This is a genomic window from Paracoccus jeotgali (assembly GCF_002865605.1).
Taxonomy (GTDB): Bacteria; Pseudomonadota; Alphaproteobacteria; order Rhodobacterales; family Rhodobacteraceae; genus Paracoccus; species Paracoccus jeotgali.
This window is the reverse complement of record NZ_CP025583.1, coordinates 211,549-234,374: the sequence shown is the minus strand read 5'-3', so window position 1 is coordinate 234,374 and position 22,826 is coordinate 211,549. Positions and strand designations below refer to the sequence as shown.

Here is a 22,826-nt window from a genome sequence, read left to right as displayed (position 1 = left end):
GCTGAGGCGCCCTTCGCGCCTCAGCGGCCCACCTTCCGCGCGATCTTGCGGCGCAGATAGCTGCGCCAGTATCCGGGCTGGCCGCGGCTGAGGCCCATGACCGTGGCGCCGGTCTTCGCCCGCTCTTGATGCAGATGCGACGGACCCGTGCCCGGCTGGTTGTGTTGAACGATCCGCGGCGTCACCAGCCAGACCCGGTGATGATACAGATCGACCGGCCAATCGGCGACGAAACTGACCGGGCTGTTGGCATCAATCAGCCATGCGGCAGCCTCGCGCGACACGCTATAGGCGGTGGCGAGGGTGGATTGCTGCGCGGCGCGGAACAGAACCCAGCGCCCAAGCCGTTCCCGCTGCCACGGCAGGGCGCGGGCAAAGCGATAATCGAACAGCGTCAACCCCTGTTGCCGGTGATGTCCGGCCTGCAGGTAATCCGCGAAATCGTCGGTCAGTATCGCGTCGTCTTCCAGAACGACCGCGCCGGGCAGGCCCTCATCCAGAATCGTTCGATAGATGTTCTGATGGGACAGGGCGCAGGCGAACCCGCCGTCGGTCATCACGCGACCCATTCGCTGGGCGGTGGTCTCGCGGTCGATCAGCGGCAGGCTGTCAGCGGGCAGACCCGCGCGCCCGTCAACGCCGTAAAACAGCCGGAACGTCAGTCCCATCCGGGTCAGGCGGTCCAGCAGCGGCTGCCGCCGGGCCTCGTCGCCCGTCAGGCTCAACACGAAAATCGGCCAGTCCTCGGTCATCATCCCCTTCCCGGATACAGAAAAACGGCCGCGATCGCTCGCGGCCGTTCGGGTTCAACGCAGCAGGATCACTCGCCCGCTTCGTCTTTCTTCTCGGTGATCTCGTCGCCGGTTTCCTGATCGACCATCTTCATGCCCAGACGGACCTTGCCGCGGTCGTCGAAGCCCAGCAGCTTGACCTTGACCTCTTGGCCCTCGGTCAGCACTTCGTTGGGGTGGCCGAGACGCTTGTTGGCGATCTGGCTGACATGGACCAGCCCGTCACGCTTGCCGAAGAAGTTCACGAAGGCGCCGAAATCGACCAGCTTCACGACCTTGCCGGTATAGATCTGGCCTTCCTCGGGCTCGGCCACGATCGAGTGGATCATATCGTAAGCCTTCTTGATCGCTTCACCGTTCGACGAGGCGATCTTGATGACGCCGTCATCATTGATGTCGACCTTGGCGCCCGAGACCTCGACGATCTCGCGGATCACCTTGCCGCCCGAGCCGATCACTTCACGGATCTTGTCGGTCGGGATCTGCATCGTCTCGATGCGCGGGGCGTGTTCGCTGAACTCGCGGCGGCCTTCGGTGAGGGCCTTCGACATTTCGGTCAGGATCTGCATCCGGCCATCCTTGGCCTGCGCCAGCGCCTGCTGCATGATCTCGGGCGTGATGCCCGCGACCTTGATGTCCATCTGCAGCGAGGTGATGCCGTTTTGCGTCCCGGCGACCTTGAAGTCCATGTCGCCCAGGTGATCCTCATCGCCCAGTATGTCGGTCAGCACGGCGTATTTCCCGCCATCTTCCAGGATCAGGCCCATGGCCACGCCCGCGACGGGTGCCTTCAGCGGCACGCCCGCATCCATCATCGACAGCGAACCCCCACAGACCGACGCCATCGAGGACGAGCCGTTCGATTCGGTGATCTCGGACACGACGCGGATGGTATAGGGGAAATCCGTCGCCGCCGGCAGAACCGCCTGCAGCGCCCGCCAGGCCAGCTTGCCGTGGCCGATCTCGCGACGGCCGGGGCTGCCGACGCGGCCCACCTCGCCCACCGAATAGGGGGGGAAGTTGTAATGCAGCAGGAAGTTCGAGCGGAAGTTGCCGTGCAGCGCGTCGATGAACTGCTCGTCATCGCCGGTGCCCAGCGTGGTCACGACCAGCGCCTGCGTCTCGCCGCGGGTGAACAGGGCCGAGCCGTGGGTGCGGGGCAGGATGCCCACTTCACTGTCGATGGCGCGCACGGTGGTCGTGTCGCGGCCGTCGATGCGGGCGCCGCCGCCGATGATGTCGCCGCGCAGGATGTCGGATTCCAGCTTCTTCAGCGCCGAGCCGAGGTTCGCGTCAGACATCTCGTCTTCGTTCAGACCGGCGAGGATCTTGGTCTTGGCGGCGTCGATGGCGTCGCGGCGCTCGCCCTTGTCCTTGATCGCATAGGCGGCGCGCATGTCGGCCTCGCCCAGCTCGGCCACACGCTTGGACAGCGCGCTGTAATCGGGCGAGCGGAAGTCGAAGGGTTCCTTGGCGGCCTGCTCGGCAAAGCTGATGATCAGGTCGATCACCGGCTGCATCGCCTCGTGGCCGAACTTGACCGCGCCCAGCATCTCGTCCTCGGTCAGCTCATAGGCTTCCGATTCGACCATCATCACGGCGTCCTTGGTGCCGGCGACGATCAGGTCCAGACGCTGATCGGGGTTGTTGCGCAGGTTTTCCATGTCCGCGACTTCGGGGTTCAGCACATAATCGCCGTCCGAGAAGCCGACCCGCGCCGCGCCGATCGGACCCATGAAGGGCACGCCGGAAATGGTCAGCGCCGCCGAGGCCGCGATCATCGCCACGATGTCGGGATCGTTGACCAGATCATGCGACAGCACGGTGCACATCACCAGCACTTCATGCTTGAAGCCGGGGGCGAACAGCGGGCGGACGGGACGGTCGATCAGACGCGCGGTCAGCGTCTCTTTTTCCGTCGGACGCGCCTCGCGCTTGAAGAAGCCGCCCGGGATCTTGCCGGCGGCGTAATATTTTTCCTGGTAATGAACGGTCAGCGGGAAGAAATCCTGGCCCGGCTTGGGTTCCTTGGCAAAGGTCACGTTGGCCATGACGCTGGTTTCGCCCAGCGTGGCAATGACGCTGCCGTCAGCCTGGCGCGCAACCTTGCCGGTTTCCAGCGTCAGGGTCTCTTGCCCCCACTGGATCGATTTTTTCACTTCATCAAACATCTGGTTTCCTCTGGGCCGCGCCAGCCCTCTGGCCGCGCCCTTTGCATATGGCGACCCCATTGCCGCCGCCCCGATCCTTAAGCGTCGCCCCGGGGCAGGGCATCACGTCGCAGATTGGCCGCCCATACAGCAAAACCACCCGCTTGGGAAGTGCCGCGTGACGGGCACGCGCAAGGGTGAAATGACGCGCGACAGCCCCGCTGCGGGCCGCAAACGCAGGACGCCCGCACCTTGCGGCGCGGGCGTCGTTCGAGGTGTCAGGGGCGTGTCCCGTGCCGTGCTGGCACCGGGTCAGGCCGTGGTCCGGATCAGCGGCGGATGCCCAGACGCTTGATCAGGTCCTGATAGCGGGCCTCTTCCTTGCCCTTCAGATAGTCCAGCAGCTTGCGGCGCTGCGCGACCAGCTTCAGAAGGCCACGACGCGAGTGGTTGTCCTTCTTGTGGGTCTTGAAATGCTCGGTCAGGGTGGAAATGCGCGAGGTGAGGACAGCGACCTGAACCTCGGGCGAGCCGGTGTCGCCTTCCTTGGTCGCATATTCCTTCATCAGGCGGTTCTTTTCTTCGACGGTAATCGACATCGGGGTCTCCTTTCAGAAACATCGGGTTATGGCGCGGCCCGGGATGTCGTCCAGTGCCGGCCCGTGGAGAAGTGTGCGCCGGATCGACCAGCGGACAGGCGCGCATAGACCATCCGTCGCGGGATGGAAAGGAAAATCGCGGCCCGCGTCGGGCGCCAGGGTGGCGATTGCCAGCGGACAGGTCGGCGCAATTGTCCATGGACCCGACCGCCCCTAGGGCTGGGGATAGGCCAGCGTGATCTGGTCAAGCCGCAGCCCCGCCGCATCCATCACCCGCACGACCGGCTCGCCGTCGATGGAGAGCACGGCATGGCCGCCCTCGTCATCGGCGACGGTCAGGGCGGTGTCGCGGTCGGGCATCGTCACCTCGATCCGGTCGCCCTTGGCGTAATCGGTGATGTGGACCAGCCCGTCCTGTCCCACCTCGTAGCTGACGACGAACAGATCGTCGCCCTCGCCGCCATCCAGCCAGTCACCGGCCCCGCCATGCAGCACGTCGTCGCCCTCGCCCCCATGCAGCGAATCCGCGCCTGCGCCGCCGATCAGCGTGTCGTTGCCCAACCCGCCCGAGAGATCGTCATCGCCCTCACCGCCGTCCAGCCAGTCGTCGCCGGCGCTGCCGTCCAGCCAGTCATCGCCCGCGCCGCCGAACAGCGTGTCATCGCCCTCGCCCCCGAAGAGCCGGTCGTCGCCGTCACCGCCCAGCAGCAGATCGTCGCCACCATTGCCGCACAGCGTGTCATTGCCCGCGCCGCCGTCCAGCAGGTCGTTGCCCGCCGCGTCATAGGCGTCATCGCCAAAGATCAGGTCGTCGCCATCCAGACCGCGCAGCGTGTCATCGCCCTTGCCGCCGCTGAGGTCGTCATTCCCGTCGCTGCCGACAATCGAATCATTGCCGGAACTGCCGACCACCTCGCCCGGCGCGATCTGCACCGCGTCGGTCGGCGACGGGTCCGGCCCGCAACCGCCAGAGCCATGCTGATCACCCGCGCCCGCGGGCGCGCCGCCCACTTGCTGGCCCTGATCGAGCATGTCCAGCAAGCTGCCGCCGGGATCGGCATTGGCCGGGGGTTCGCCCGCGCCGTCGTCCTGATCCTCGGCGTCGGGATCGTCCCACTCGTCCTCGGCGCTGCCGCTCATCAGATCAAACGCGGCGCCTGCCGCAAGGGCACCCAGGATGCCCGCCAGAATCAACATGTCACCACCTCACCACACAGCCTTGGAACATAAGGCAAACACGGCGGCAGCTCATGCTGAATCTTAAGGAAGGGTTAACGGCGGCGCGGTTTCACCGTGCGACGGGGCGGCGCCTGCGGGGCCAGCCCCGGCCCTTCGGCCTGCCGCCACTGGCCCGGCGCCAGCCCGTCCAGCGTCCAGTCGGCCACCGACCAGCGCACCAGCCGCAGCGTCGGCAGGCCCACGGCGGCGGTCATCCGGCGCACCTGCCGGTTGCGGCCCTCGGTCAGGGTCAGGCGCAGCCAGCTGTCGGGCACCGACTGCCGCACCCGGATCGGCGGATCGCGGGGCCACAGCGCCGGGGCCTCGATCCGCTCGGCCCCTGCCGGCAGAGTCGGCCCGTCCTTCAGCACCACGCCCTGCCGCAGGGCCTGCAGCTGCGCCTCGTCCGGGTCGCCCTCGACCTGCGCCAGATAGGTCTTGGGCGTGCGGTGGCGGGGCGAGGCGATGCGCGCCTGCAGGCGCCCGTCATCGGTCAGCAGCAGCAGCCCCTCGCTGTCCATGTCCAGCCGCCCGGCAGGATAGACCCCCGGCACCTCGATAAAATCGGCCAGCGTCGGCCGGGGCTGGGCCGAGCGGTCGGTAAACTGCGGCAGCACGCCGAAGGGCTTGTTGAACAGGATCAGCATCACCCCGTTCTGGCGCTTTGCCAGCCCGCCGGCAAGTCCGGGCGCAGAACCGCTGGCAGAGCCGCGTCAGACGGGCCGCGTCCCTTGCTTCGCAGCGCGACACGGCTTATCCTGCCCAACCATGATGCGCTATTTCGACATTCACGACCGCGCCCGGCTGCCGGGGCGCTTTTACGGCGAAAGCCTGTGCGTGACTGCCCGACTTTGACCGGCCTCTGCCCGTTCACCCTGCAAGCCATTCCTGAACAAGAGAAGAGCCATGACCGGCACCAACACTGCGGGCAAGCCCCGCACCCTGTATGACAAGATCTGGGACGCGCATGTCGTCGATGTGGGCGAGGACGGAACCTCGATCCTGTATATCGACCGCCATCTGGTCCACGAGGTCACCAGCCCGCAAGCCTTCGAGGGTCTGCGCATGGCCGGCCGCACCGTCCGCCGCCCCGACCAGACCATCGCCGTGCCCGACCATAACGTGCCCACCACCGCCGACCGCGTGGACGGGATCGAAAACCCCGAAGGCCGCATCCAGGTGGCCGAGCTGGACAGGAACGCCCGCGAGTTCGGCCTGAACTATTACCCGATGAACGATATCCGTCAGGGCATCGTCCATATCGTCGGCCCCGAACAGGGCTGGACCCTGCCCGGCATGACGGTGGTCTGCGGCGACAGCCATACGGCGACGCATGGCGCGTTTGGCTCGCTCGCCCACGGCATCGGCACCTCCGAGGTCGAGCATGTGCTGGCCACCCAGACGCTGATCCAGAAGAAATCCAAGAACATGAAGGTCGAGATCACCGGCAAGCTGCGTCCCGGCGTCACCGCCAAGGACATCACGCTGTCGGTCATCGGCGAGACCGGCACCGCCGGCGGCACCGGCTATGTCATCGAATATTGCGGCGAGGCGATCCGCGACCTGTCCATGGAAGGCCGCATGACGGTCTGCAACATGGCGATCGAGGGCGGCGCCCGCGCCGGTCTGATCGCGCCGGACGAAAAGACCTTCGAATACGTCAAGGGCCGCCCCCACGCCCCCAAGGGCGCCGCATGGGAAGCCGCGCTGAACTGGTGGCGCACCCTGACCAGCGACGAGGGCGCGCATTACGACAAGGTCATCACCCTGCGGGCCGAGGACATCGCCCCCGTCGTGACCTGGGGCACCTCGCCCGAGGATGTGCTGCCGATCACCGCCAGCGTGCCCGCCGCCAGCGATTTTCAGGGCGGCAAGGTCGAAGCGGCGCAGCGCTCGCTGGATTATATGGGCCTGACCCCCGGCACGCCGCTGTCGGAAATCGCCATCGACGCGGTGTTCATCGGGTCCTGCACCAATGGCCGGATCGAGGATCTGCGCGCCGCCGCCGGCATCCTGAAGGGCCGCAAGCTGGCGCCGGGCGTGCGCGGCATGGTCGTCCCCGGCTCTGGCCTTGTGCGCCTGCAGGCCGAGGAAGAGGGGCTGGACAAGATCTTCACCGATGCCGGTTTCGAATGGCGGCTGGCCGGGTGCTCGATGTGTCTGGGCATGAACCCCGACCAGCTTGCGCCGGGCGAACGCTGCGCCGCGACCAGCAACCGCAACTTTGAAGGCCGCATGGGCTATCGGGGCCGCACCCATCTGATGTCGCCGGTCATGGCCGCCGCCGCAGGGGTCGCCGGCCATCTGGTCGATGTGCGCGAGATGATGGGCGAAACCGCCTCGGCCTGAGCGCCGGCAGACAGGATAACGAGACATGGAAAAATTCGACACGCTGACTGCCGTCGCGGCCCCGATGCCGCTGGTCAATATCGACACCGACATGATCATCCCCAAGCAGTTCCTGAAGACGATCCATCGTTCAGGCTTGGGCAAGAACCTGTTCGACGAAATGCGCTTTGACCGCGAGGGCAACGAGAACCCCGATTTCGTGCTGAACCAGCCGGCCTATCGCAACGCGCAGATCATCGTCGCGGGCGAGAATTTCGGCTGCGGTTCCTCGCGCGAACATGCGCCTTGGGCATTGCTGGATTTCGGCATCCGCTGCGTCATCTCGACCAGCTTTGCCGACATCTTCTTCAACAACTGCTTCAAGAACGGCATCCTGCCGGTGGTGCTGCCCGCCGATGCGGTGGCCGCACTGATGGACGACGCACGCAACGGCGAAAACGCGCGGCTGACGGTCGATCTGGAATCGCAGACCGTGACCGGCGCGGATGGGACTGCCTATCACTTCGACATCGACCCGCACCGCAAGCATTGCCTGCTGAACGGTCTAGACGATATCGGGCAGACGCTGGAAAAGGCCAGCGCCATCGACGCTTTCGAGGCCGCGTCGAGCCAGTCGCGGCCTTGGGTCTGACGCGACGCCTGACCGCATTGATCGCCGCCGCCGCCCTGGCCCTGCCAGCGGCGGCGGTTTTCGCCGACCCCGCGCCTGCCCGCGCCCCCTACCCCGCCACGCTGCGCATCGCGAGCTTTGATGCCGAGCTGTCGCGCAAGGGGCCGGGGCTTTTGCTGCGTGACATCACCCAGGGCAAGGACGCGCAAGTGCTGGCCGCCGCGATGGTCCTGGCGCAGGTCGATGCCGATGTGGTGCTGCTGACCGGCTTTGACTGGGACCACGATCTGGCCGCGCTGCGCGCCTTCGCCCAGCTTCTGGGCCGCAGCGGGGTCGAATACCCGCATCTCTTTGCCGCGCGCTCCAATCGCGGGATGCCGAGCGGCGTCGATCTGGACGGCGACGGGCGGCTGTCGCAGGCCGAGGACGCGCAGGGCTGGGGCCGCTTCACCGGGCAGAACGCGCTGGCGCTGCTGTCGCGGGTGCCCCTGGGCGAGGTGGTGGATTACAGCGCCGAATTGTGGCGCGACCAGCCCGGCAACCTGATGGGCGACAGCCTGGCCCCGCAGGCCGCCGCCGTCCAGCTTCTGTCCACCACCGGACACTGGGATGTCACCCTGCTGACTGAACCGCCCCTGCATCTGCTGGCCTTTTCCGCCACCCCTCCGGTCTTTGACGGACCCGAGGATCGCAATGGCCGCCGCAACCACGACGAGGTGGCGTTCTGGTCGCGGCATCTGCCCGACGCGCCCTTTGTGCTGGCCGGGAACGCCAATCTCGACCCGCTGGATGGTGACGGGCGGCATCAGGCGATCCGCGCGCTGCTGGCCGATCCGCGGCTGCAAGACCCGCAGCCACGCAGCGCCGGCGGGACCCAGGCCGCCGATCCCGACCACAAGGGCGATCCGGCTCTGGATACCGTCGATTGGCCCGACGGCGATCCCGGCAACCTGCGCGTGACCTATCTGCTGCCCTCGCAGGGTTTGCAGGTGCAGGGCTCGGGCGTGGTCTGGCCGCGCCCGGGCGAGGCCCTGTCCAAGGCCGTCCTTGCCGCCTCGCCGCATCGGCTGGTCTGGCTGGACCTGCTGCTGCCCGACGCCGCGCCGCGCTAGGACGCGCTGTCGGCCGCGCTCAGCGCGATCAGATCGTCGATCAGCGGCCGCGCCGTCGGCCCGATCCGGTCGCAGGCGCCGGGGTCGTCCAGCGCCCGGAAGGCGGGGCCGTAATAGTCGCGCTCATAGCTGTCGGCGTCGATCCCCAGCCGCCGCGCCAGCATGTCGCCGGTGGTGATCAGCAGCATCCATTCGGCATCGCTGACCCGGTAATCGGGGCAGTTCGAGGTCACGACATTGATCTGCGCCAGCACCGCCATCAGCTTTTCCGCATCGTCCTGCGAGATGCCGTGCAGCCGGGGCGGCGGGATCGCCTCGCCCTGCTGGGCCGCGACCGCCGCCGGCAGCGCCAGCACCAGCGCCAGCATCGCCGCACGCAGCGCCACCCACCGCGCCGCGGTGCCACTCTTCCACAAGACCAAGGCTTCCCACATGCCACACATCCCGCCCCAACCGCGCCCGATAAGCAACCAAAATCAGCGTGAACTTGACCCCACCCCGGCCCGGCGCTAGGCGGGAAAGCAACCACGACAGCGCGAGGAAACCATGTCCGATTATTCCCTTCTGATCCTGCCCGGCGACGGCATCGGCCCCGAGGTCATGGCCGAGGTCCGCAAGGTGATCGACTGGTTCCAGACCCATCGCGGGATGCGCTTCGACGTGTCCGAGGATCTGGTCGGCGGCGCCGCCTATGACCGCCACGGCACGCCCCTTGCAGACGAGACCATGGCCCGCGCGCAGCAGGTCGATGCGGTGCTGCTGGGCGCGGTCGGCGGCCCGGCCTATGACAACCTCGATTTCAGCGTCAAACCCGAACGCGGCCTGCTGCGGCTGCGCAAGGAAATGGACCTGTTCGCCAATTTGCGCCCGGCGCAGTGCTTTGACGCGCTGGCCGATTTCTCGTCGCTCAAGCGCGAGATCGTGGCCGGCCTCGACATCCTGATCGTGCGCGAGCTGACCTCGGGCGTCTATTTCGGCGAGCCGCGTGGCATCACCGGCGAGGGCGACAACCGCGTCGGCGTCAACACCCAGCGCTACACCACCGCCGAGATCCGCCGCGTCGCCCGCGCCGCCTTCGACCTCGCCCGCAAGCGCAGCAACAAGGTCTGCTCGATGGAGAAGGCCAATGTGATGGAATCCGGCATCCTCTGGCGCGAAGAGGTGCAGTGGGTTCGCGACTATGAATACCCCGAGATCGAGCTGTCGCACATGTATGCCGACAACGGCGCCATGCAGCTGGTCCGCAACCCGCGCCAGTTCGACGTCATCGTGACCGACAACCTGTTCGGCGACCTGCTGTCGGATGCCGCCGCCATGCTGACCGGCAGCCTTGGGATGCTGCCCTCGGCCAGCCTTGGCGCGCCGATGGCGAATGGCCGGCCCAAGGCGCTATATGAACCCGTCCACGGTTCGGCCCCCGACATCGCCGGTCAGGACAAGGCCAACCCGATCGCCTGCATCCTGTCGTTTGCCATGGCGCTGCGCTATTCCTTCGCCGAGGCCGAGGCCGCCGACGATCTGGAAAAGGCGGTCGAGCAGGTGCTGGCCGACGGCGTCCGCACCGGCGATCTGATGGGCCCCGAAGGCGGCACCCCGGTCTCGACCTCTGAAATGGGCGACGCGATCATCGCCGCCCTCGCCCGCAGCTAGGGCACAGCGTGGCCACGTCCGACAACCTCAGGGCCATCGGCTTTGCGCTGATGGCCATGGGCGTGTTTGCCACGCATGACGTCTTCATCAAGGTGCTGGGCGGGCACTACCCCTCGCTGCAGGTGCTGTTCTTCTCGTCGCTGCTGTCCTTTCCGCTGGTCTCGCTGATCCTGCTGCAGGAACGGCGGCCGGGGACGCTGCAGCCGGTCCGGCCGGGCTGGGTGGCGGTCAGGACGATCTGCGCCATGACCTCTGGGGTGTGCGGGTTCTACGCCTTCTCGCAACTGCCGCTGGCGCAGGTCTATGCGATCCTGTTCTCGACCCCGCTGCTGATCACCCTGCTGTCGATCCCGATCCTGGGCGAGCGGGTGGGCATCCACCGCTGGCTGGCCGTGGCGCTTGGCCTGTGCGGCGTCATGGTGGTGCTGCGCCCGGGCGGCGGCGATTCGCTGACGCTGGGGCATCTGGCGGCGCTGCTGGCGGCCTTTGCCAGCGCCACCGTCGCCGTCATCACCCGCAAGCTGGGCGGGACCGAGCGTCCGCTGGTGCTGCTGATGTGGCCGATGCTTGGCAACCTGCTGCTGACCGGCGCCGGGCTGACGCTGGCCTATACGCCCATGACGCTGCCGCATCTGGGTCTGGCCGCGCTGATCGCCACCTTCGGTCTGGCCGGGGGCTTCCTGTCGATCCAGGCCTACCGCACCGGCGAGGCCGCCATCGTGGCCCCGATGCAGTATTCGCAGATCATCTGGGCTACGATCTATGGCTGGTTCATCTTCGGCGAGGCGCTGGATACGCCGACCGTGCTGGGCGCCGGTCTGATCATCCTGTCGGGCCTCTATATCGTCTGGCGCGAACGCGCCCGCGGCGCCGGCAGCCAGCGCCCCGTGATTGCGGCCAGGCTGGGCTCCGAGACGGTGACGACGCCGAAATCGACCCTGCTGCAACGCGCCACCAGCGGCCACAGGGAAACCCGCGATTAGCCGCCGGAAAAACCCCGCCGCCCCCTTGCATTCCCCCCCGCGCCGCGCTACCTGCCCGCCTACGGTCGGAGCGTAGCGCAGCCTGGTAGCGCACCTGCTTCGGGAGCAGGGGGTCGGAGGTTCGAATCCTCTCGCTCCGACCATTTCCCGAGTGATAAGCGGCAGATAGTTCTGCCTTTTTGGTCATGGAATTTGCCTCTGCCGCGCAGAATGGTGCTGATCTTCCTACAAACAATGCTGCTTTGATCCGCGCTTTTCGGCGTGTTGATCCCGTCGCAGCCCTTCCCCTTTCAAACCCGAGGATGGCCCATGAATGACTATTTTTTCGTCGTGACGGGCGGCCCCGGCGTGGGCAAGACCAGCTTGATCGACAAGCTTGCTCGCCGCGGCTTTCACACGATCCCCTAGTCCGGCCGCGCGGTCATTCACGAGGAGATGCAGAGCGGCAGAGGCACCCTCCCCTAGGTAGATCGCATGCCTCTGCAGACCGGATGCTGGAGCGCGACTTGGGCAACTACAGCGCCGCACAGGCGCTCTCCGGCCCCCCACTACTTGAAGCTCTCGGGCCACAGCTGCCATTGCCAGAGTTCATTGTGCTGCGGCGCCGTATCCCCAGACCGGCCAATTATGCAGCCCGCAGCATCTCAGACCGGTGTGTGACAGGTCACGGGGGAAGGAGGAGGATTGGTCTTCAGTCGATTTGCGCAATAGAGCCTTGAGAAGCTAAGAGCCGGCTGCACTCGAATATGCCTCAAGAGCGTCCAGAAGATTATTGCGGGCAACAAGAAGGTCAGATGCCTCCGACCAAAATGGTCCCATGGAAACAACATCGACAACTTGTTCAACCGCAGCCTTCATATTTCTGAGTGCTGCTCGATAAGCGGCAACTTGGGTTTCAACCGAAGGCCCAAGTATATTCCGTGAAACGTCTACTGCCGCGTCTTGGGCAAGAATGTTTGCGATCAAAGCGTCTCGTCGCTCGGGCATTTCTTGCGATCCGTCCAATACGGCTGTGACGTACGAGTTTGCAAAAGTTTGAAAGTCGATTGAGTGCTGCTGAATTTCGACGACTTTAGACTCGATACGTTGCTGTTGTTGTGCCACCTCAGTGTCGTGAAGTGCGCGACGATAGTAGACTTCGTTTTGTATAAATCCGAACAGGATAACTACAGCACCACCCAGCAAGATTTGCCAGCGGGGAGTGCTTTCAGTTACGAAGAATTCCTTGATGTTTCTCATGGCTCTTCAGGATCGGGACGGGTTTCAACGGTGGTAATGGATTGAAGGCCGTCGTTGTCGTTTGCCTTAACACCTGCTGCACAAAGCTGCTGCCAACGCTGATAACCCATAATATTCAAGGCATCTTTAACCGCTTGGTCGATGCCTACATCACAGGGGTCGAATGCCCTAGACTCGGAGTTTACCACCACAATCTGCTCGGTTCCAGTACCGCCGAAGGGGTCCAAGGCCGGGTCTGCATTAGCCGCTACGGCGAGCGCGAAGAGGGCTGACATAACAGCCGGAACCAGGACCGAGCCGCGCAGGGTCATGTATCCGGGCGAGTGGATGCTCGACTCTTGGTCAGGAACCAAGTCGTCTTGCCCAAGAACATCGGCAGCAATGTCATAGATGGAGACGCCATCAGCGAAAGCTCCCTGTCCGTTCTCCGCCCTCCGACAGGCTGCAACAACCGCCATGACAAAGGCGTTGAAGTGGTAGCTCTCAAATGCCGTGAATTCTTCATCAGTGGTAACGAAGCGCGCCAGAAATTCTTCGCCAATGATGATGTTCTTGTATGCCGCGCCTAGGACACGCTCAAACGCGCTAGCTCTCATCGCCGTCAGCGCATTTTGTGTTCGGAGCCCAATTGCGACCTGTGGATCAAGTTCGGCCTCGTTTACTTGGGCTAACCATTTGACGCGGCGAACGATGTATCTTCCAGCGATAAGATTTGGTGGACCGTTGCGCTCCCAGCGCTCGGGATTTCCGACAATCTCCCCGACTAGAGTATAGGCCTTCTCCCACTCGCCTTCATCATTCTTGATGATCCCGGGGCTCGGGACCACAACCAGATCACCGATTTTCGCTTTGTGATACAGGGCATTCATCCATCCCCGATTTAGCTCTCTTTTTGCGCCCCAGCGTGCGTTAGCGAAATCCTTTTCGTCGACCTGCCGAAGTTCGGCCGCGAGGTTGTCTCCATCGGCATTAATGAGGGGTTGCTTCTCTTCCGATTTCGCAATCGCCTGAAGGGTCGCCTCGTCCTTATTATATCCGTTTTGGCCGGGGAGCGGAATGCCGGGGTTGTCGAGAAAAACAACCGAATAGTCCTTCATTGCCTTGAAGTGCCTGTAGCCTTGCCCGGGGAAAAGGCGATAGGCAACGTCGTCATCAGCGAAAACCCGAGTCTTGATATCAATAACGATAGACAATGACGACCTTTCTGCTCATTGCGGAATGAAGCTACTCGCACATGCGGCACTATTGTTTCTTAGCGCAACCTTTAAGCCTTGTGAATGGCAGCTTCGGCGAGGTTGCTCACACGATTTGGTTTCGCAGCGAACGTCCGCTCCCCGCCCGACGCGAGGACAGATCGCCTGTCGCGCGGTATACTGCTGCTGTCGGTATGAACGAAGACGGGCGGGGCCGGGGGGACAGCAGGTATACTCATGTCCACCAATCTTCTCCCCGCTGTCCCCAAGCCGCGCATCGCCTCGAACAAGGGCCGACTCATCGGACAGAAGTGCCCGCTCCTCCCGCGACACGTCTGGTCCATCAGGGTCCGCTTGGAGATGACAAGCAACGCGCGTGACCTTGCGCTGTTCAATATGGCCATCGACAGCAAGCTCCGAGGTTGCGACCTCGTAGAGCTTCGCGTGCGCGATGTTCTCGCCGCCGAGGTGTGAAGGAACGCGCGTCGATGATCCAGAGCAAAACGGGCAAGCCGGTCCGGTTCGAGATCACCGAGATCACCAGGCTGTCTCTCGAGCGCTGGATTCGAGACCCCGAGATGATCGGCCTCGACTTCCTTTGGCCGAGCCGGATCCATGGCAGCCCGCACCTTTCGACCCGGCAGTATGCCAGGATCGTAAGGGGCTGGGTCTCTTCTGTCGGTCTGGAACCTAGCGCCTATACCCGGCGCTTCTGGAACGAGCTTGAGACGCCCGGCCCGCGCGTCCCGATGACGAAGGACGGCGCGACCTTTGCCGAGGCGGCGAAGCTGGGCCGCAAGCTGATCTGGACGCATACCTATGCCGAGCGCTTCCGGGGCGACGGGCGCGGCGATGACGTGCCGCAGGGCAAGGCGACGACGATCAAGGGCGTGTCGTCCGACCCGAAGCACTACCCCGAGGAGTATGCCTACGACCCCGCCAAGCGTGAGATTGCCGTGGGCGATGGTCGCTTCGGTCCGGTCGCGCCCGAGGTCTGGGACTTCGAGGTATCCGGCCTTGAGGTCGTGAAGTCGTGGCTGGGCTAGCGGATGAAGAAGCGGGCGGGCAAGAAGTCGTCGCCGCTGGACGACATCCGCCCCGAGCGCTGGACCGCCCGGATGAGCGACGAATTTCTGGAACTGCTCTGGGTTCTGGAATCGACCCTCGCGATGGAGCCCGAGCTAGAGAAGGTGCTGGACAGGGTCGTCGCCGGGCCGTGCTTCGCCGCCGCCCATCTGCCCGCGCCAACGCCTGAGCAACGTAAGGTTCCGGGCAAGGCCACGGCTTCGGACGACCAACCCGACCTGTTTGGCGGAGACGACGAAAACGAAGATGGCGACGACGACTGACCGCGCGTCATGTTGCCTCCAAATTGGCCATTCGCACTATTCGCAGCGAATGGCTGCTATCTGCCCATCATGACCAAGGAAGCCTCAGCTCTTTCGCTTATTGAGCCGAGCACAAAGGGTTGGATGGAGCGGCCATCAATGTTTCGCACCCTGCCGCGCCAGTGTGCGATAGACGGTTGGCCGCGAGACAGAAAAGATCTCGGCCAAGTCCGACACCGAATACTCCCCAGTTGCGCGCATCCGTGTCAGCTCCGGCGCCTGCCGGTCGGAGAGCTGTGGTTTCTTTCCCCTCAGCTTCCCTTTAGCGCGGGCTCGCCATGCCCTCGCGGGTGCGAAGCCAGATTAGGTCTGCTTCGAACTCGGCGAAGGTCGCCAAAACGTTGAAGAACATCCGTCCCATCGGATCGGCGGGGTCGTAGACCGTGCTTCCTAGCGCGAGCCGTACCCCGCGCTCAGCTAGGCCGTCGGCGATGTCGCGCGCGTCCGGCACCGAGCGGGCCAGCCGGTCAAGCTTGGGCACCACAAGCGTGTCGCCCGCGCGCACGGCGGCCAGCGCCTGGGCAAGCCCAGGCCCGGTCGCGGTTGCGCCCCGTCAGCCCGTGGTCGGTGTAGATTCGCTCGGAGGCGACGCTAAGGATTTCCAGCGCCGCGCGCTGCGCGGCGAGATCCTGAGCGTCAGTGGAGCAGCGGGCATAGCCAATGCGGAGGTTTGTCATGAGGCCAGTGTAACGCAAGAGTCCCCTTTAGCGATAAATAAATCGTACTACCCTATCGAGACATTGTTTTCCCGATAGCAGAAGGGGCGCGAGGCGAAATCAAAAACGTCCGTTGAACGATCCGCTTTCTTTACGCCGTATCCGAAGCAGACGGTGGGGCGATTCGAGCGGCCATGTCGAGGTGGGAGCAGGTCAGACGGGCAACGGGTGGATCGTGGCGCGAGGGCTTCCGGATCAGCCTGCAAAGCCTTGCGGTCATGGATCATATGAATCCGGAGCCCTCCCACCATGAGGCTGACCGTCTCAGGCAAGGCCTCAGCCCAGTGGCCGCGGTCGATATTGCCGCGGACTGCCGTCACCGGCGCGATGCGCGCCAGCGCGCCAAGATGGTCGGGATCGCCGATGTCACCAGCGTGCAGGATGCGGTCGACACCTTCGAGAGCCTCTAGCGCCTCGGGACGGAGCAGCCCATGGGTGTCGGAGATGACGCCGATACGTCCCCCACGGGATGGTTGGCCGATAAGATGCATGGCGGCAGCTCCTGTTTAGCGAAAAGAGGGACAGTGCCCGACGACTGGAGGCTAGGGGATCGAGCCGAGGGGCCGTTAGCCCCTGTCGTTGCCGCCGCGTCTGGCGAGGATCTTCTGATGGCGCGCGTGGAATGTCCCACGGTCGATCCCCAATTCTCGCGCCGCCGCGCTGCAGTTGTTGTTGTAGCGGCCATAGGCGGCGACAATCTCCGCATCGGTATAGCGCCGCGCCGGCCGTCCCCGATAAGGCGGCAGACCAAACCGCGCCCGCTCTCGGGCAATCCATTTCGGATCAAGGCGATGAAGAATCGCGAGTTGTCGGTCGCTCATGTTCTGGTTCATTTGCCGGAGCAAAAGCGCGGAAAAATCGAAACCGACATGCGCGAGCGCTGCACGAAGCTGCGGTCCGCTGGCTGGAAACCGGTCGTATAAAGCACGCAACGATCCCGTTTCCTCGATCACGGCCACAAATTCAGAGGCGTCGACACGACTCAAGGTAGTTCTGTCACCGGCATACAATCCGCTGCCGTAAGGCCGAAGCCAGTGGCGCGCCCACGCCATCAGCGATCCCTCAGTTGGGGGAAATGCCGGTGCAAATATCGCAAAACTGTTTTTGTGAAGCGCGCCGGACTTTCCCGCATTATTTGCCATCTCGTGTTTTCACTGTTGCTTTAGAGCGCCGCCGTGTGATTCGAATCAAGGGGCAAGAGTGCTTGCCGGAGAAGGTAAGATCCATGACGGTATATCCCGCTCACGAGCGTCTGAAGATGGAGTTGCGCCTGCGCGGCACGTCCATCAGCGGTATTGCCGCCCGGATTGGTGTGCTGCCAGCCTCTGTCACCCTGGCCAGCCAAGGCCTGCGCCGATCCCGACGAATCGAAGAAGCCTTGGCCGAAGCACTCGGGACGACTCCGGAGAGGCTTTTCCCGGATCGCTATGCAACAGAGGAGGGTCCAACAGACAGGCACAGCTGACGACGGGCCATGAAAAAAGGGGCGCCTGCTGTAACAGGTGAGCCCCTCTTAGATGTCGATTGAACTCCCGACACCTGAGTCATCCCCTGAGTCGAACAGAAAGTCAACCTGCCGGTCGTGCTGACCGGCGGGCCTGTTCAACACACCCACAAGAAGGGGGAGATCGCGGCTGCCTTGCCTGCGGGGCGGGCCGCCGTGCTCCAGACATCATGAACCAGAACCTGATCTACATCGGCCCTGAGCCGAGCCACGCGACGCGCTCGATCTCGCGCCGGTCGAAAGTCAGCCTGCGCGGCGCACTTGTCGTGAAACTGCCGGGCTTCCCGCGTCCGCGCATCATCCAGTTCGAGAGCGCGCTCGAATACGCGTTCCTCTGCCTGACGCTGGTGCGCACGGACATCCACCACATCTGGGATCAGCCGACGGCGGTGCGATATGCCGACGCTGATGGCCGACCGACGACGCATGTCTTCGACTTTCTCGTCACCACGACAGGTGGGGAGCCTACCGCCGTTGCCATCAAGCCGATGCAGCGGGTGATCCAGCAGAACTTCGTCTCTGAACTGGAGCGGATTGCCGTGGCGACGCCGAAGCAGTTCGCGGATCGCGTCATGCTGATCACGGACCAGCACCTTGATCGCCGCGCTGCGGCCGAGGCTGCACGTCAGCTGGCCCGCTCACGACCCTCGCTCACCGAGGTGGCGGCATGACGATCCGTTTTCGTTTTGCGAAGTCCGATCTGATCACCGCCGCTGGCATCGCCATGCGACCCCTGGAGATCGACGACAAGGGCGGCCTCTTCGAGCGGCTCGGCCAGCCGGGCATAACCGAGCGCTTGTCGCATGAGGAACTGGCAGACCTGCTGCGACAGCCCGACACCACCTATGTCGCCGGATATTTCGATCGCGCGGTACAGGATCTGCGCGGTCGCAAGCCTGCCGACATCATCAACGCGCTCGCGGACCCCATCCGGCGGCTGGTGATCTGGCGGAAAGCCGTCTGTAATGCCTTCTTGGCGCTCGAATCATCCGAAGAGATCAACCGCACTCATGCGGGCTACCTCAAAGGCCGTGCCAAACTCGCGGCCGAGGTGGAGCGGCGCGTCGGCGAGGGCATGGCGGCAGCAAAGCTGGCGCGGCCAGGCGTGGACATCGTCACGCGCCAGCTCCCGGGGAGCCGCACAGCCTTACACTGGGTGCGCAACTATGAGGCGGCAGGCTACTCCGCCATTGCCCTGATCCCGGAAACTCATCGATGCGGCAATCGCACGCCGCGATGGTGCCACCAGTCCGAAGCCCTGATGAATCAGGTCATCGAGATCTATGCCGACACTCAACGTCCCAGCAAGGCGGCGGCGGTGGCAGATACGCGGACGCTGTTCGTCCGCGAGAACACGCGGAGGTTGGCGGCTGGAGCCGGTACGCTGATCGTGCCGTCCGCAGCAAGCATCAACCGGCGTCTGAACCTGGCCGACCCTTATTACGTGCACGCCAAGCGCTATGGCACCGCGGCCGCGAATGCGAAGTTCACGTTCTACGAGAACGGCGTCGACGTTCAGCAGCCGCTTGAGCGCGTCGAGATGGACGAGAACCGCCTCGACGTGATCTCGCTTCTGACGCTGACCGGCATCTGGGATCACCTGCCATCCGAACGTCAGGAGCGGTTCGAGACGGGACGGCGCTGGCTCTATGTCGCGATCGATTGTGCCACAAGATGCATCCTCTCCATGCGCCTGGCCGAGACGCCGAACTCCGGCGATGCGGTGAGGGCGCTGCGGGACATCTTCATTGACAAGACGCCGATGGCGCGGGCGGCCGGATGCGAAAGCACGTGGCATCACCATGGCGGGGTGCAGGCACTGGTCACCGACCAAGGAACGGCATTCACCTCCGATGACTTCCAGGGAGCTATTCTGTCCCTTGGCGTCACCCCGCTTCTGCCGCCTGCCGGGAAGCCTTGGCTACGTGGCCATATCGAGTCGTTTTTCCGGACCTACGGCCACCTGCTGATGCCGTTGCTGGCCGGCAGGACCTTCTTCGATACAATCGAGCGGGGCGACTACCCGTCCGAGCAACTGGCCTGCCTCTGCGATGATGATCTGATCACCATCCTGTTGACCTATGTCGTCGACATCTATCACAACCAGAAGCACGGTTCGCTTGGCGGAGAAACCCCTAACGAGGCATGGGCGCGACTGGTCGCCAAGCACGGAACGCCGCCGGTCCCGGACGGGCTCACCTTGCGACGCGCATTCGGAAGACCCCTGCAACGCAAGTTGCGCGGCGACGGGGTTTTCTTTTCAGGACTGACCTATAGCTGCGAGGCGCTGCGCGAGGCGTTCCTGCACTCCCCGCAGCGCAGCGTCGAGGTCCGCGCGGACCTGCGGGACATGGGCTGGATCGCCGTGAAGGTGGGTGCGATATGGCACCCGGCCACCGCAAACCAGGGCGGCTTTGACGGTATCAGCTTTGACCTGATGCAGGAGGCCGTCCGCACATTGCGCATCAAGCACCGAAAGGATGCTGAGCTTGCCGCACCGAAGGTCCGCAGGGCCATCGAACAGATTTCCGAGATCAACCGCCGAGCCTTCGCGCTCAGGGAGTTGACCCCGTTCCATGTCACCGACCTGGATGTGGAGCGCCATCAGGCCGCCTTGCATTACCCGGTTCGATCCGATGCGGAGCGCCTTGGGCATGCGACCCCGTCTGCCGATCCCCTGGCTGAAGGCATTCAGATCACGCCACGCGCCCTCATGCCGCCAGACTCGCCCAGAGATAACCCCGAGCCGCCGTTGCAGGAGCGCATGCGAAAGAACCGTTGGAGGTTCGATGATGAGCAATGAACAGATCAAAGATACCGCCCGGAGGATCGCGCGACTGCGCGATCACTTCATCCACCATGACCGCTTCGGGCCACTCGAAGACCGTTTTTCGCTCTTGATCGAGAAGCGGCTGGCCGACTGCGAGGCTGGGCGGACCAGCGAGGCTCACGGTCTCGCCCTCTCAGGCTTGTCTGGGACCGGCAAGACGTCAGCAATGAATCATCTCATGGTGCGGGCCGGCAAACGACTGAACTGCTCCGGTCATGAGGCATTTTCCAACGTCAGTATCCGGGTGCCTTCACCTGCGACGCTGAAGTTCGTCGGCCAGACCCTGCTGCGGGCCCTCGGCTACCAGATCAGCTCCGAGCGGCAGGCCTGGTACATCTGGGACCTGGTCCGGCATCACCTGAAGGAGAGAAAAATCCTCTTTGTCCATCTGGACGAGGCGCAGGACCTGGCGTCTCGCGGAACGCGGCATGAACTCAATTCCGTCGCGTCCATGCTCAAGACGCTGATGACGGATCCGGAATGGCCGGTCGGCATCATCCTCTCGGGCACGCCTGAGCTGGAGGACATTCTTAACCATGACCCGCAGCTGGCCCGCCGCATGGACACCATCCATTTCGAGAGCCTGTCGCCGGTAGCGCATGGAAATGATGTCCTTGACCTCATCGAGAGCTACTGCAGCAAGGCAGAGCTTGTGCCCGGCCCAGATATTCTCGAACTCGCCCACGGTGAGCGGCTCATCCACGCCGCTGCAAATCAGTTCGGTCTGGTCATCGAGTTGATCCTGGCGGGCATCGAGCAGGCTTATCTCGCCGGTGCATCGCAGCTGACCCGAGCCCATTTTGCCCAAGCCTATCACCTGCGCACGTCCTGTGACGACACATTCAATCCATTCATCATCCCGGATTATGTCCGCATCGATGCGCGGCAGGTCTTCTCGCGGGAGAAACGCTGATGTTCAGCAGCCTCAGGAAGCTTCCCCTGACGGTGGACCTGGTGCCGGGCGAGTCCGCCACCTCCCTTGGCTCGCGTCTGGCCCGCCGGAACGGAGTGCAAAGGCTCATCACCTTCTGTTCCGATGTCGGGATCGACTATTTTGCCTTGGCGAACGGCGACGCTCAGGAGGTGACGCGCCTCGGGGCACTTGCCGGCGTCGATCCTGCCGCGCTTCAGCTGGGCACGTCCCAGCTGATCAAGCCGGGGTGGTTCCGCCTTGGGCAGGAGCGGATCAAATTCACCGCATTCAGCCGCACCGCGCTGCGAAGCTGCGGTCACGTCCGTCAAGGTGGTGTAATTTCCCAGATGGCCTGAAGGCATGATCAGGCGGCTTTCGTTGTGATGCTGAGAATGGGATCAATCTCCTCCTTGTCGATTTGCGCGAAGGCCTCGACCATCATGTAGCGGCTCGAGGTCTGCCACTCGTCATTCTGCTCGAACAACACGGCCCCAATGAGGCGCATGATCGATGCTTCGTTGGGGAAGATCCCGACGACATCGGCGCGGCGCTTTACCTCCTTGTTGAGGCGCTCAATCGGATTTGTGCTGTGCAGCTTCGTGCGATGCTGGCGCGGGAAGGCCATGTAGGCCAGCACGTCATGTTCGCTGGCATCCATCAGATCGGCCAGCTTGGGCCAGCGGGTGCGGAGCTGCTCGGCGACATGGCGCCAAGTCTCGCCAGCGTGCTTGCGGTCGGGCTGTTCAAAGGCCTGGCGGATCGCGGCGGCGACGACTGTGTGCTGGCCCTTCGAAACATGGGCCAGGGCATTGCGTATCCAGTGAACGCGGCACCGCTGCCAGGTGGCTTCGAAGACACGGGCGATCGCGCCTTTCAGGCCGGTGTGGGCGTCGCTGATCACCAGCTTCACCCCGTCGAGGCCGCGGGCCTTCAGCGAACGCAGGAAATCCGTCCAGAAGGTCTCGGCCTCGGATGGCCCGATCCCAAGGCCGATGATCTCGCGGCGGCCCTCGGTGTTGGCGGCAACAGCGATTATGGCCGCGACGCTGACGATCCGACCGCCCCGGCGCACCTTCAGATAAGTGGCGTCGAGCCAGACGTAAGGCCATTCGCCGGCGAGCGGACGGTTCAGGAACTCGCCGACGCGTTCGTCGATATCCTTGCACAGCTTCGACACCGTGCTCTTCGAGATGCCGCTCAGCCCCATGGCTTGAACCAGATCATCGACACGCCGGGTTGAGACACCGCTGATCCAGGCTTCCTGGATCACCGCGACCAGAGCCTGTTCCGAAGTCTTGCGGGCCTCGAGGAAGCCGGGGAAGTAACTGCCCTGCCGCAGCTTCGGCACCCGCAGGTTCAGCGTGCCCAGACGGGTATCGAGGGACCGGTCGCGGTAGCCATTGCGCCAGGTCGTGCGGTCGCCGTTGCGTTCATGGCGCCCGGCGCCGATCAGGCCGTCTACATCGGCTTCCATGATCAGCTGGAGGACGGCCTCGGCAATGCTGCGAAGCAAATCACCCTGATCGTGCTTTTGCAGAAGCTCGGACAGGTCCATGTTGGTCTTGGTCATCGGGGTCTCCG

Annotated in this window: 27 protein-coding genes, 1 tRNA gene and 1 pseudogene; 15 read left to right on the top strand and 14 right to left on the bottom strand. The window is 64.2% G+C overall.

Annotated elements, in window-relative coordinates:
• Positions 1 to 20: 20 nt before the first annotated feature.
• The 5 genes from CYR75_RS01215 to CYR75_RS01195 all read right to left on the bottom strand — a co-directional run bounded on the left by CYR75_RS01215 (position 21) and on the right by CYR75_RS01195 (position 5,405).
• Positions 21 to 755, bottom strand: a complete 735-nt coding sequence (locus CYR75_RS01215) for a glycosyltransferase family 25 protein (protein ID WP_101498479.1) — start codon at positions 753 to 755, stop codon at positions 21 to 23.
• Positions 756 to 820: 65 nt separating this feature from the next.
• Positions 821 to 2,962, bottom strand: a complete 2,142-nt coding sequence (gene pnp / locus CYR75_RS01210) for a polyribonucleotide nucleotidyltransferase (RefSeq protein ID WP_101498478.1) — start codon at positions 2,960 to 2,962, stop codon at positions 821 to 823.
• A gap of 308 nt (positions 2,963 to 3,270) precedes the next feature.
• Positions 3,271 to 3,540, bottom strand: a complete 270-nt coding sequence (rpsO, locus tag CYR75_RS01205) for a 30S ribosomal protein S15 (protein WP_101498477.1) — start codon at positions 3,538 to 3,540, stop codon at positions 3,271 to 3,273.
• 213 nt (positions 3,541 to 3,753) lie between these two features.
• Positions 3,754 to 4,737: a calcium-binding protein gene (locus CYR75_RS01200; protein ID WP_101498476.1), complete on the bottom strand. Its 984-nt coding sequence runs from the start codon at positions 4,735 to 4,737 to the stop codon at positions 3,754 to 3,756.
• Between the two features lie 74 nt (positions 4,738 to 4,811).
• Positions 4,812 to 5,405, bottom strand: a complete 594-nt coding sequence (locus CYR75_RS01195; RefSeq protein WP_101498475.1) for a pseudouridine synthase — start codon at positions 5,403 to 5,405, stop codon at positions 4,812 to 4,814.
• A 259-nt stretch (positions 5,406 to 5,664) separates the two neighbouring features.
• On the opposite strand from CYR75_RS01195, the gene leuC reads away from it, so the two are divergent.
• The 3 genes from leuC to CYR75_RS01180 are packed head-to-tail and all read left to right on the top strand — an operon-like array spanning position 5,665 to position 8,829.
• Positions 5,665 to 7,107 (top strand): 3-isopropylmalate dehydratase large subunit, encoded by a 1,443-nt coding sequence (gene leuC / locus CYR75_RS01190; protein ID WP_101498474.1) that lies wholly within the window; start codon positions 5,665 to 5,667, stop codon positions 7,105 to 7,107.
• 25 nt (positions 7,108 to 7,132) lie between these two features.
• Entirely contained in the window at positions 7,133 to 7,738 is a 606-nt protein-coding gene (gene leuD / locus CYR75_RS01185) for a 3-isopropylmalate dehydratase small subunit (protein ID WP_101498473.1), read from the top strand.
• Complete coding sequence (locus CYR75_RS01180; RefSeq protein ID WP_225972792.1) at positions 7,729 to 8,829, top strand: endonuclease/exonuclease/phosphatase family protein; 1,101 nt, start codon at positions 7,729 to 7,731, stop codon at positions 8,827 to 8,829. The genes leuD and CYR75_RS01180 overlap by 10 nt, the downstream gene beginning before the upstream one ends.
• Here CYR75_RS01180 and CYR75_RS01175 read toward each other — a convergent pair.
• Positions 8,826 to 9,263, bottom strand: a complete 438-nt coding sequence (locus tag CYR75_RS01175; RefSeq protein ID WP_158644551.1) for a hypothetical protein — start codon at positions 9,261 to 9,263, stop codon at positions 8,826 to 8,828. The genes CYR75_RS01180 and CYR75_RS01175 overlap by 4 nt on opposite strands.
• Positions 9,264 to 9,375: 112 nt before the next feature.
• Between CYR75_RS01175 and leuB the strand changes: the two genes are divergently transcribed.
• The 4 genes from leuB (at position 9,376) to CYR75_RS15920 (ending at position 11,870) form a co-directional block, all read left to right on the top strand.
• Complete coding sequence (gene leuB, locus CYR75_RS01170) at positions 9,376 to 10,479, top strand: 3-isopropylmalate dehydrogenase (protein WP_101498471.1); 1,104 nt, start codon at positions 9,376 to 9,378, stop codon at positions 10,477 to 10,479.
• An 8-nt stretch (positions 10,480 to 10,487) separates the two neighbouring features.
• Positions 10,488 to 11,462 (top strand): DMT family transporter, encoded by a 975-nt coding sequence (locus CYR75_RS01165; protein ID WP_225972791.1) that lies wholly within the window; start codon positions 10,488 to 10,490, stop codon positions 11,460 to 11,462.
• 66 nt (positions 11,463 to 11,528) lie between these two features.
• Positions 11,529 to 11,605, top strand: a tRNA-Pro gene (locus tag CYR75_RS01160).
• Between the two features lie 166 nt (positions 11,606 to 11,771).
• Positions 11,772 to 11,870, top strand: a complete 99-nt coding sequence (locus CYR75_RS15920; RefSeq protein ID WP_158644550.1) for an AAA family ATPase — start codon at positions 11,772 to 11,774, stop codon at positions 11,868 to 11,870.
• 315 nt (positions 11,871 to 12,185) lie between these two features.
• Here CYR75_RS15920 and CYR75_RS15915 read toward each other — a convergent pair whose 3' ends face one another.
• Together CYR75_RS15915 and CYR75_RS01155 are read right to left on the bottom strand one after the other, a co-directional pair.
• Positions 12,186 to 12,701 (bottom strand): hypothetical protein, encoded by a 516-nt coding sequence (locus tag CYR75_RS15915; protein WP_158644549.1) that lies wholly within the window; start codon positions 12,699 to 12,701, stop codon positions 12,186 to 12,188.
• Complete coding sequence (locus CYR75_RS01155) at positions 12,698 to 13,894, bottom strand: hypothetical protein (protein WP_101498470.1); 1,197 nt, start codon at positions 13,892 to 13,894, stop codon at positions 12,698 to 12,700. The genes CYR75_RS15915 and CYR75_RS01155 overlap by 4 nt, the downstream gene beginning before the upstream one ends.
• A gap of 237 nt (positions 13,895 to 14,131) precedes the next feature.
• Between CYR75_RS01155 and CYR75_RS16570 the strand changes: the two are divergent.
• The 3 genes and pseudogenes from CYR75_RS16570 to CYR75_RS16320 form a co-directional block, all read left to right on the top strand.
• Positions 14,132 to 14,595 (top strand): annotated as a pseudogene (locus CYR75_RS16570) (integrase); the annotation flags it as partial.
• Positions 14,596 to 14,643: 48 nt separating this feature from the next.
• Positions 14,644 to 14,940, top strand: a complete 297-nt coding sequence (locus CYR75_RS16565; RefSeq protein WP_264080914.1) for a type ISP restriction/modification enzyme — start codon at positions 14,644 to 14,646, stop codon at positions 14,938 to 14,940.
• A 3-nt stretch (positions 14,941 to 14,943) separates the two neighbouring features.
• Positions 14,944 to 15,243, top strand: coding sequence for a hypothetical protein (locus CYR75_RS16320; protein ID WP_101498469.1), 300 nt, complete (start codon positions 14,944 to 14,946; stop codon positions 15,241 to 15,243).
• 135 nt (positions 15,244 to 15,378) lie between these two features.
• Here the strand turns inward: CYR75_RS16320 and CYR75_RS16785 are convergent, their stop codons facing one another.
• From CYR75_RS16785 to CYR75_RS15905, 5 genes are all read right to left on the bottom strand, one after another.
• Positions 15,379 to 15,483, bottom strand: coding sequence for a helix-turn-helix domain-containing protein (locus CYR75_RS16785; protein ID WP_264080899.1), 105 nt, complete (start codon positions 15,481 to 15,483; stop codon positions 15,379 to 15,381).
• A 61-nt stretch (positions 15,484 to 15,544) separates the two neighbouring features.
• Complete coding sequence (locus CYR75_RS16780; protein WP_264080898.1) at positions 15,545 to 15,787, bottom strand: recombinase family protein; 243 nt, start codon at positions 15,785 to 15,787, stop codon at positions 15,545 to 15,547.
• Positions 15,750 to 15,959 (bottom strand): recombinase family protein, encoded by a 210-nt coding sequence (locus CYR75_RS16775; RefSeq protein ID WP_264080897.1) that lies wholly within the window; start codon positions 15,957 to 15,959, stop codon positions 15,750 to 15,752. Before CYR75_RS16775 ends, CYR75_RS16780 begins: the two co-directional genes overlap by 38 nt.
• Before the next feature lie 47 nt (positions 15,960 to 16,006).
• The gene (locus CYR75_RS01135) at positions 16,007 to 16,489 is read right to left on the bottom strand and encodes a metallophosphoesterase family protein (RefSeq protein ID WP_101498468.1); all 483 of its coding nucleotides are present in this window, start codon (positions 16,487 to 16,489) and stop codon (positions 16,007 to 16,009) included.
• Positions 16,490 to 16,564: 75 nt separating this feature from the next.
• Complete coding sequence (locus tag CYR75_RS15905) at positions 16,565 to 17,140, bottom strand: hypothetical protein (RefSeq protein WP_158644548.1); 576 nt, start codon at positions 17,138 to 17,140, stop codon at positions 16,565 to 16,567.
• 83 nt (positions 17,141 to 17,223) lie between these two features.
• On the opposite strand from CYR75_RS15905, the gene CYR75_RS01125 reads away from it, so the two are divergent.
• The 5 genes from CYR75_RS01125 (at position 17,224) to CYR75_RS01105 (ending at position 21,601) form a co-directional block, all read left to right on the top strand.
• Entirely contained in the window at positions 17,224 to 17,463 is a 240-nt protein-coding gene (locus CYR75_RS01125; protein ID WP_225972790.1) for a helix-turn-helix domain-containing protein, read from the top strand.
• Between the two features lie 209 nt (positions 17,464 to 17,672).
• Positions 17,673 to 18,173 carry a Tn7 transposase TnsA N-terminal domain-containing protein gene (locus CYR75_RS01120; protein WP_225972789.1) on the top strand — a complete coding sequence of 167 codons (501 nt, stop codon included), beginning with the start codon at positions 17,673 to 17,675 and terminating at the stop codon, positions 18,171 to 18,173.
• Positions 18,170 to 20,305: a Mu transposase C-terminal domain-containing protein gene (locus CYR75_RS01115; protein WP_101498466.1), complete on the top strand. Its 2,136-nt coding sequence runs from the start codon at positions 18,170 to 18,172 to the stop codon at positions 20,303 to 20,305. The genes CYR75_RS01120 and CYR75_RS01115 overlap by 4 nt, the downstream gene beginning before the upstream one ends.
• Positions 20,292 to 21,245, top strand: coding sequence for a TniB family NTP-binding protein (locus CYR75_RS01110; protein ID WP_158644547.1), 954 nt, complete (start codon positions 20,292 to 20,294; stop codon positions 21,243 to 21,245). Before CYR75_RS01115 ends, CYR75_RS01110 begins: the two co-directional genes overlap by 14 nt.
• The gene (locus CYR75_RS01105; protein WP_101498464.1) at positions 21,245 to 21,601 is read left to right on the top strand and encodes a TniQ family protein; all 357 of its coding nucleotides are present in this window, start codon (positions 21,245 to 21,247) and stop codon (positions 21,599 to 21,601) included. Before CYR75_RS01110 ends, CYR75_RS01105 begins: the two co-directional genes overlap by 1 nt.
• 8 nt (positions 21,602 to 21,609) lie before the next feature.
• Here the strand turns inward: CYR75_RS01105 and CYR75_RS01100 are convergent, their stop codons facing one another.
• Entirely contained in the window at positions 21,610 to 22,815 is a 1,206-nt protein-coding gene (locus tag CYR75_RS01100) for an IS256 family transposase (RefSeq protein ID WP_101498463.1), read from the bottom strand.
• Positions 22,816 to 22,826 lie beyond the last annotated feature (11 nt).

Bases quoted from the DNA above. Each gene is read 5' to 3' on its own strand.
- CYR75_RS16785 (WP_264080899.1), bottom strand. From the start codon at position 15,483: ATGCGCGCAACTGGGGAGTATTCGGTGTCGGACTTGGCCGAGATCTTT.
- CYR75_RS01110 (WP_158644547.1), top strand. From the start codon at position 20,292: ATGATGAGCAATGAACAGATCAAAGATACCGCCCGGAGGATCGCGCGA.
- CYR75_RS16320 (WP_101498469.1), top strand. From the start codon at position 14,944: ATGAAGAAGCGGGCGGGCAAGAAGTCGTCGCCGCTGGACGACATCCGC.
- CYR75_RS01105 (WP_101498464.1), top strand. From the start codon at position 21,245: ATGTTCAGCAGCCTCAGGAAGCTTCCCCTGACGGTGGACCTGGTGCCG.
- CYR75_RS01135 (WP_101498468.1), bottom strand. From the start codon at position 16,489: ATGCATCTTATCGGCCAACCATCCCGTGGGGGACGTATCGGCGTCATC.
- CYR75_RS01100 (WP_101498463.1), bottom strand. From the start codon at position 22,815: ATGACCAAGACCAACATGGACCTGTCCGAGCTTCTGCAAAAGCACGAT.
- CYR75_RS01200 (WP_101498476.1), bottom strand. From the start codon at position 4,737: ATGTTGATTCTGGCGGGCATCCTGGGTGCCCTTGCGGCAGGCGCCGCG.
- CYR75_RS15905 (WP_158644548.1), bottom strand. From the start codon at position 17,140: ATGGCAAATAATGCGGGAAAGTCCGGCGCGCTTCACAAAAACAGTTTT.
- CYR75_RS01215 (WP_101498479.1), bottom strand. From the start codon at position 755: ATGATGACCGAGGACTGGCCGATTTTCGTGTTGAGCCTGACGGGCGAC.
- leuC (WP_101498474.1), top strand. From the start codon at position 5,665: ATGACCGGCACCAACACTGCGGGCAAGCCCCGCACCCTGTATGACAAG.
- CYR75_RS16775 (WP_264080897.1), bottom strand. From the start codon at position 15,959: ATGACAAACCTCCGCATTGGCTATGCCCGCTGCTCCACTGACGCTCAG.
- CYR75_RS01120 (WP_225972789.1), top strand. From the start codon at position 17,673: ATGAACCAGAACCTGATCTACATCGGCCCTGAGCCGAGCCACGCGACG.
- CYR75_RS01175 (WP_158644551.1), bottom strand. From the start codon at position 9,263: ATGTGGGAAGCCTTGGTCTTGTGGAAGAGTGGCACCGCGGCGCGGTGG.
- CYR75_RS15920 (WP_158644550.1), top strand. From the start codon at position 11,772: ATGAATGACTATTTTTTCGTCGTGACGGGCGGCCCCGGCGTGGGCAAG.
- CYR75_RS01115 (WP_101498466.1), top strand. From the start codon at position 18,170: ATGACGATCCGTTTTCGTTTTGCGAAGTCCGATCTGATCACCGCCGCT.
- rpsO (WP_101498477.1), bottom strand. From the start codon at position 3,540: ATGTCGATTACCGTCGAAGAAAAGAACCGCCTGATGAAGGAATATGCG.
- leuD (WP_101498473.1), top strand. From the start codon at position 7,133: ATGGAAAAATTCGACACGCTGACTGCCGTCGCGGCCCCGATGCCGCTG.
- CYR75_RS16565 (WP_264080914.1), top strand. From the start codon at position 14,644: ATGACGAAGGACGGCGCGACCTTTGCCGAGGCGGCGAAGCTGGGCCGC.
- CYR75_RS01195 (WP_101498475.1), bottom strand. From the start codon at position 5,405: ATGCTGATCCTGTTCAACAAGCCCTTCGGCGTGCTGCCGCAGTTTACC.
- CYR75_RS01125 (WP_225972790.1), top strand. From the start codon at position 17,224: ATGACGGTATATCCCGCTCACGAGCGTCTGAAGATGGAGTTGCGCCTG.
- leuB (WP_101498471.1), top strand. From the start codon at position 9,376: ATGTCCGATTATTCCCTTCTGATCCTGCCCGGCGACGGCATCGGCCCC.
- CYR75_RS15915 (WP_158644549.1), bottom strand. From the start codon at position 12,701: ATGAGAAACATCAAGGAATTCTTCGTAACTGAAAGCACTCCCCGCTGG.
- pnp (WP_101498478.1), bottom strand. From the start codon at position 2,962: ATGTTTGATGAAGTGAAAAAATCGATCCAGTGGGGGCAAGAGACCCTG.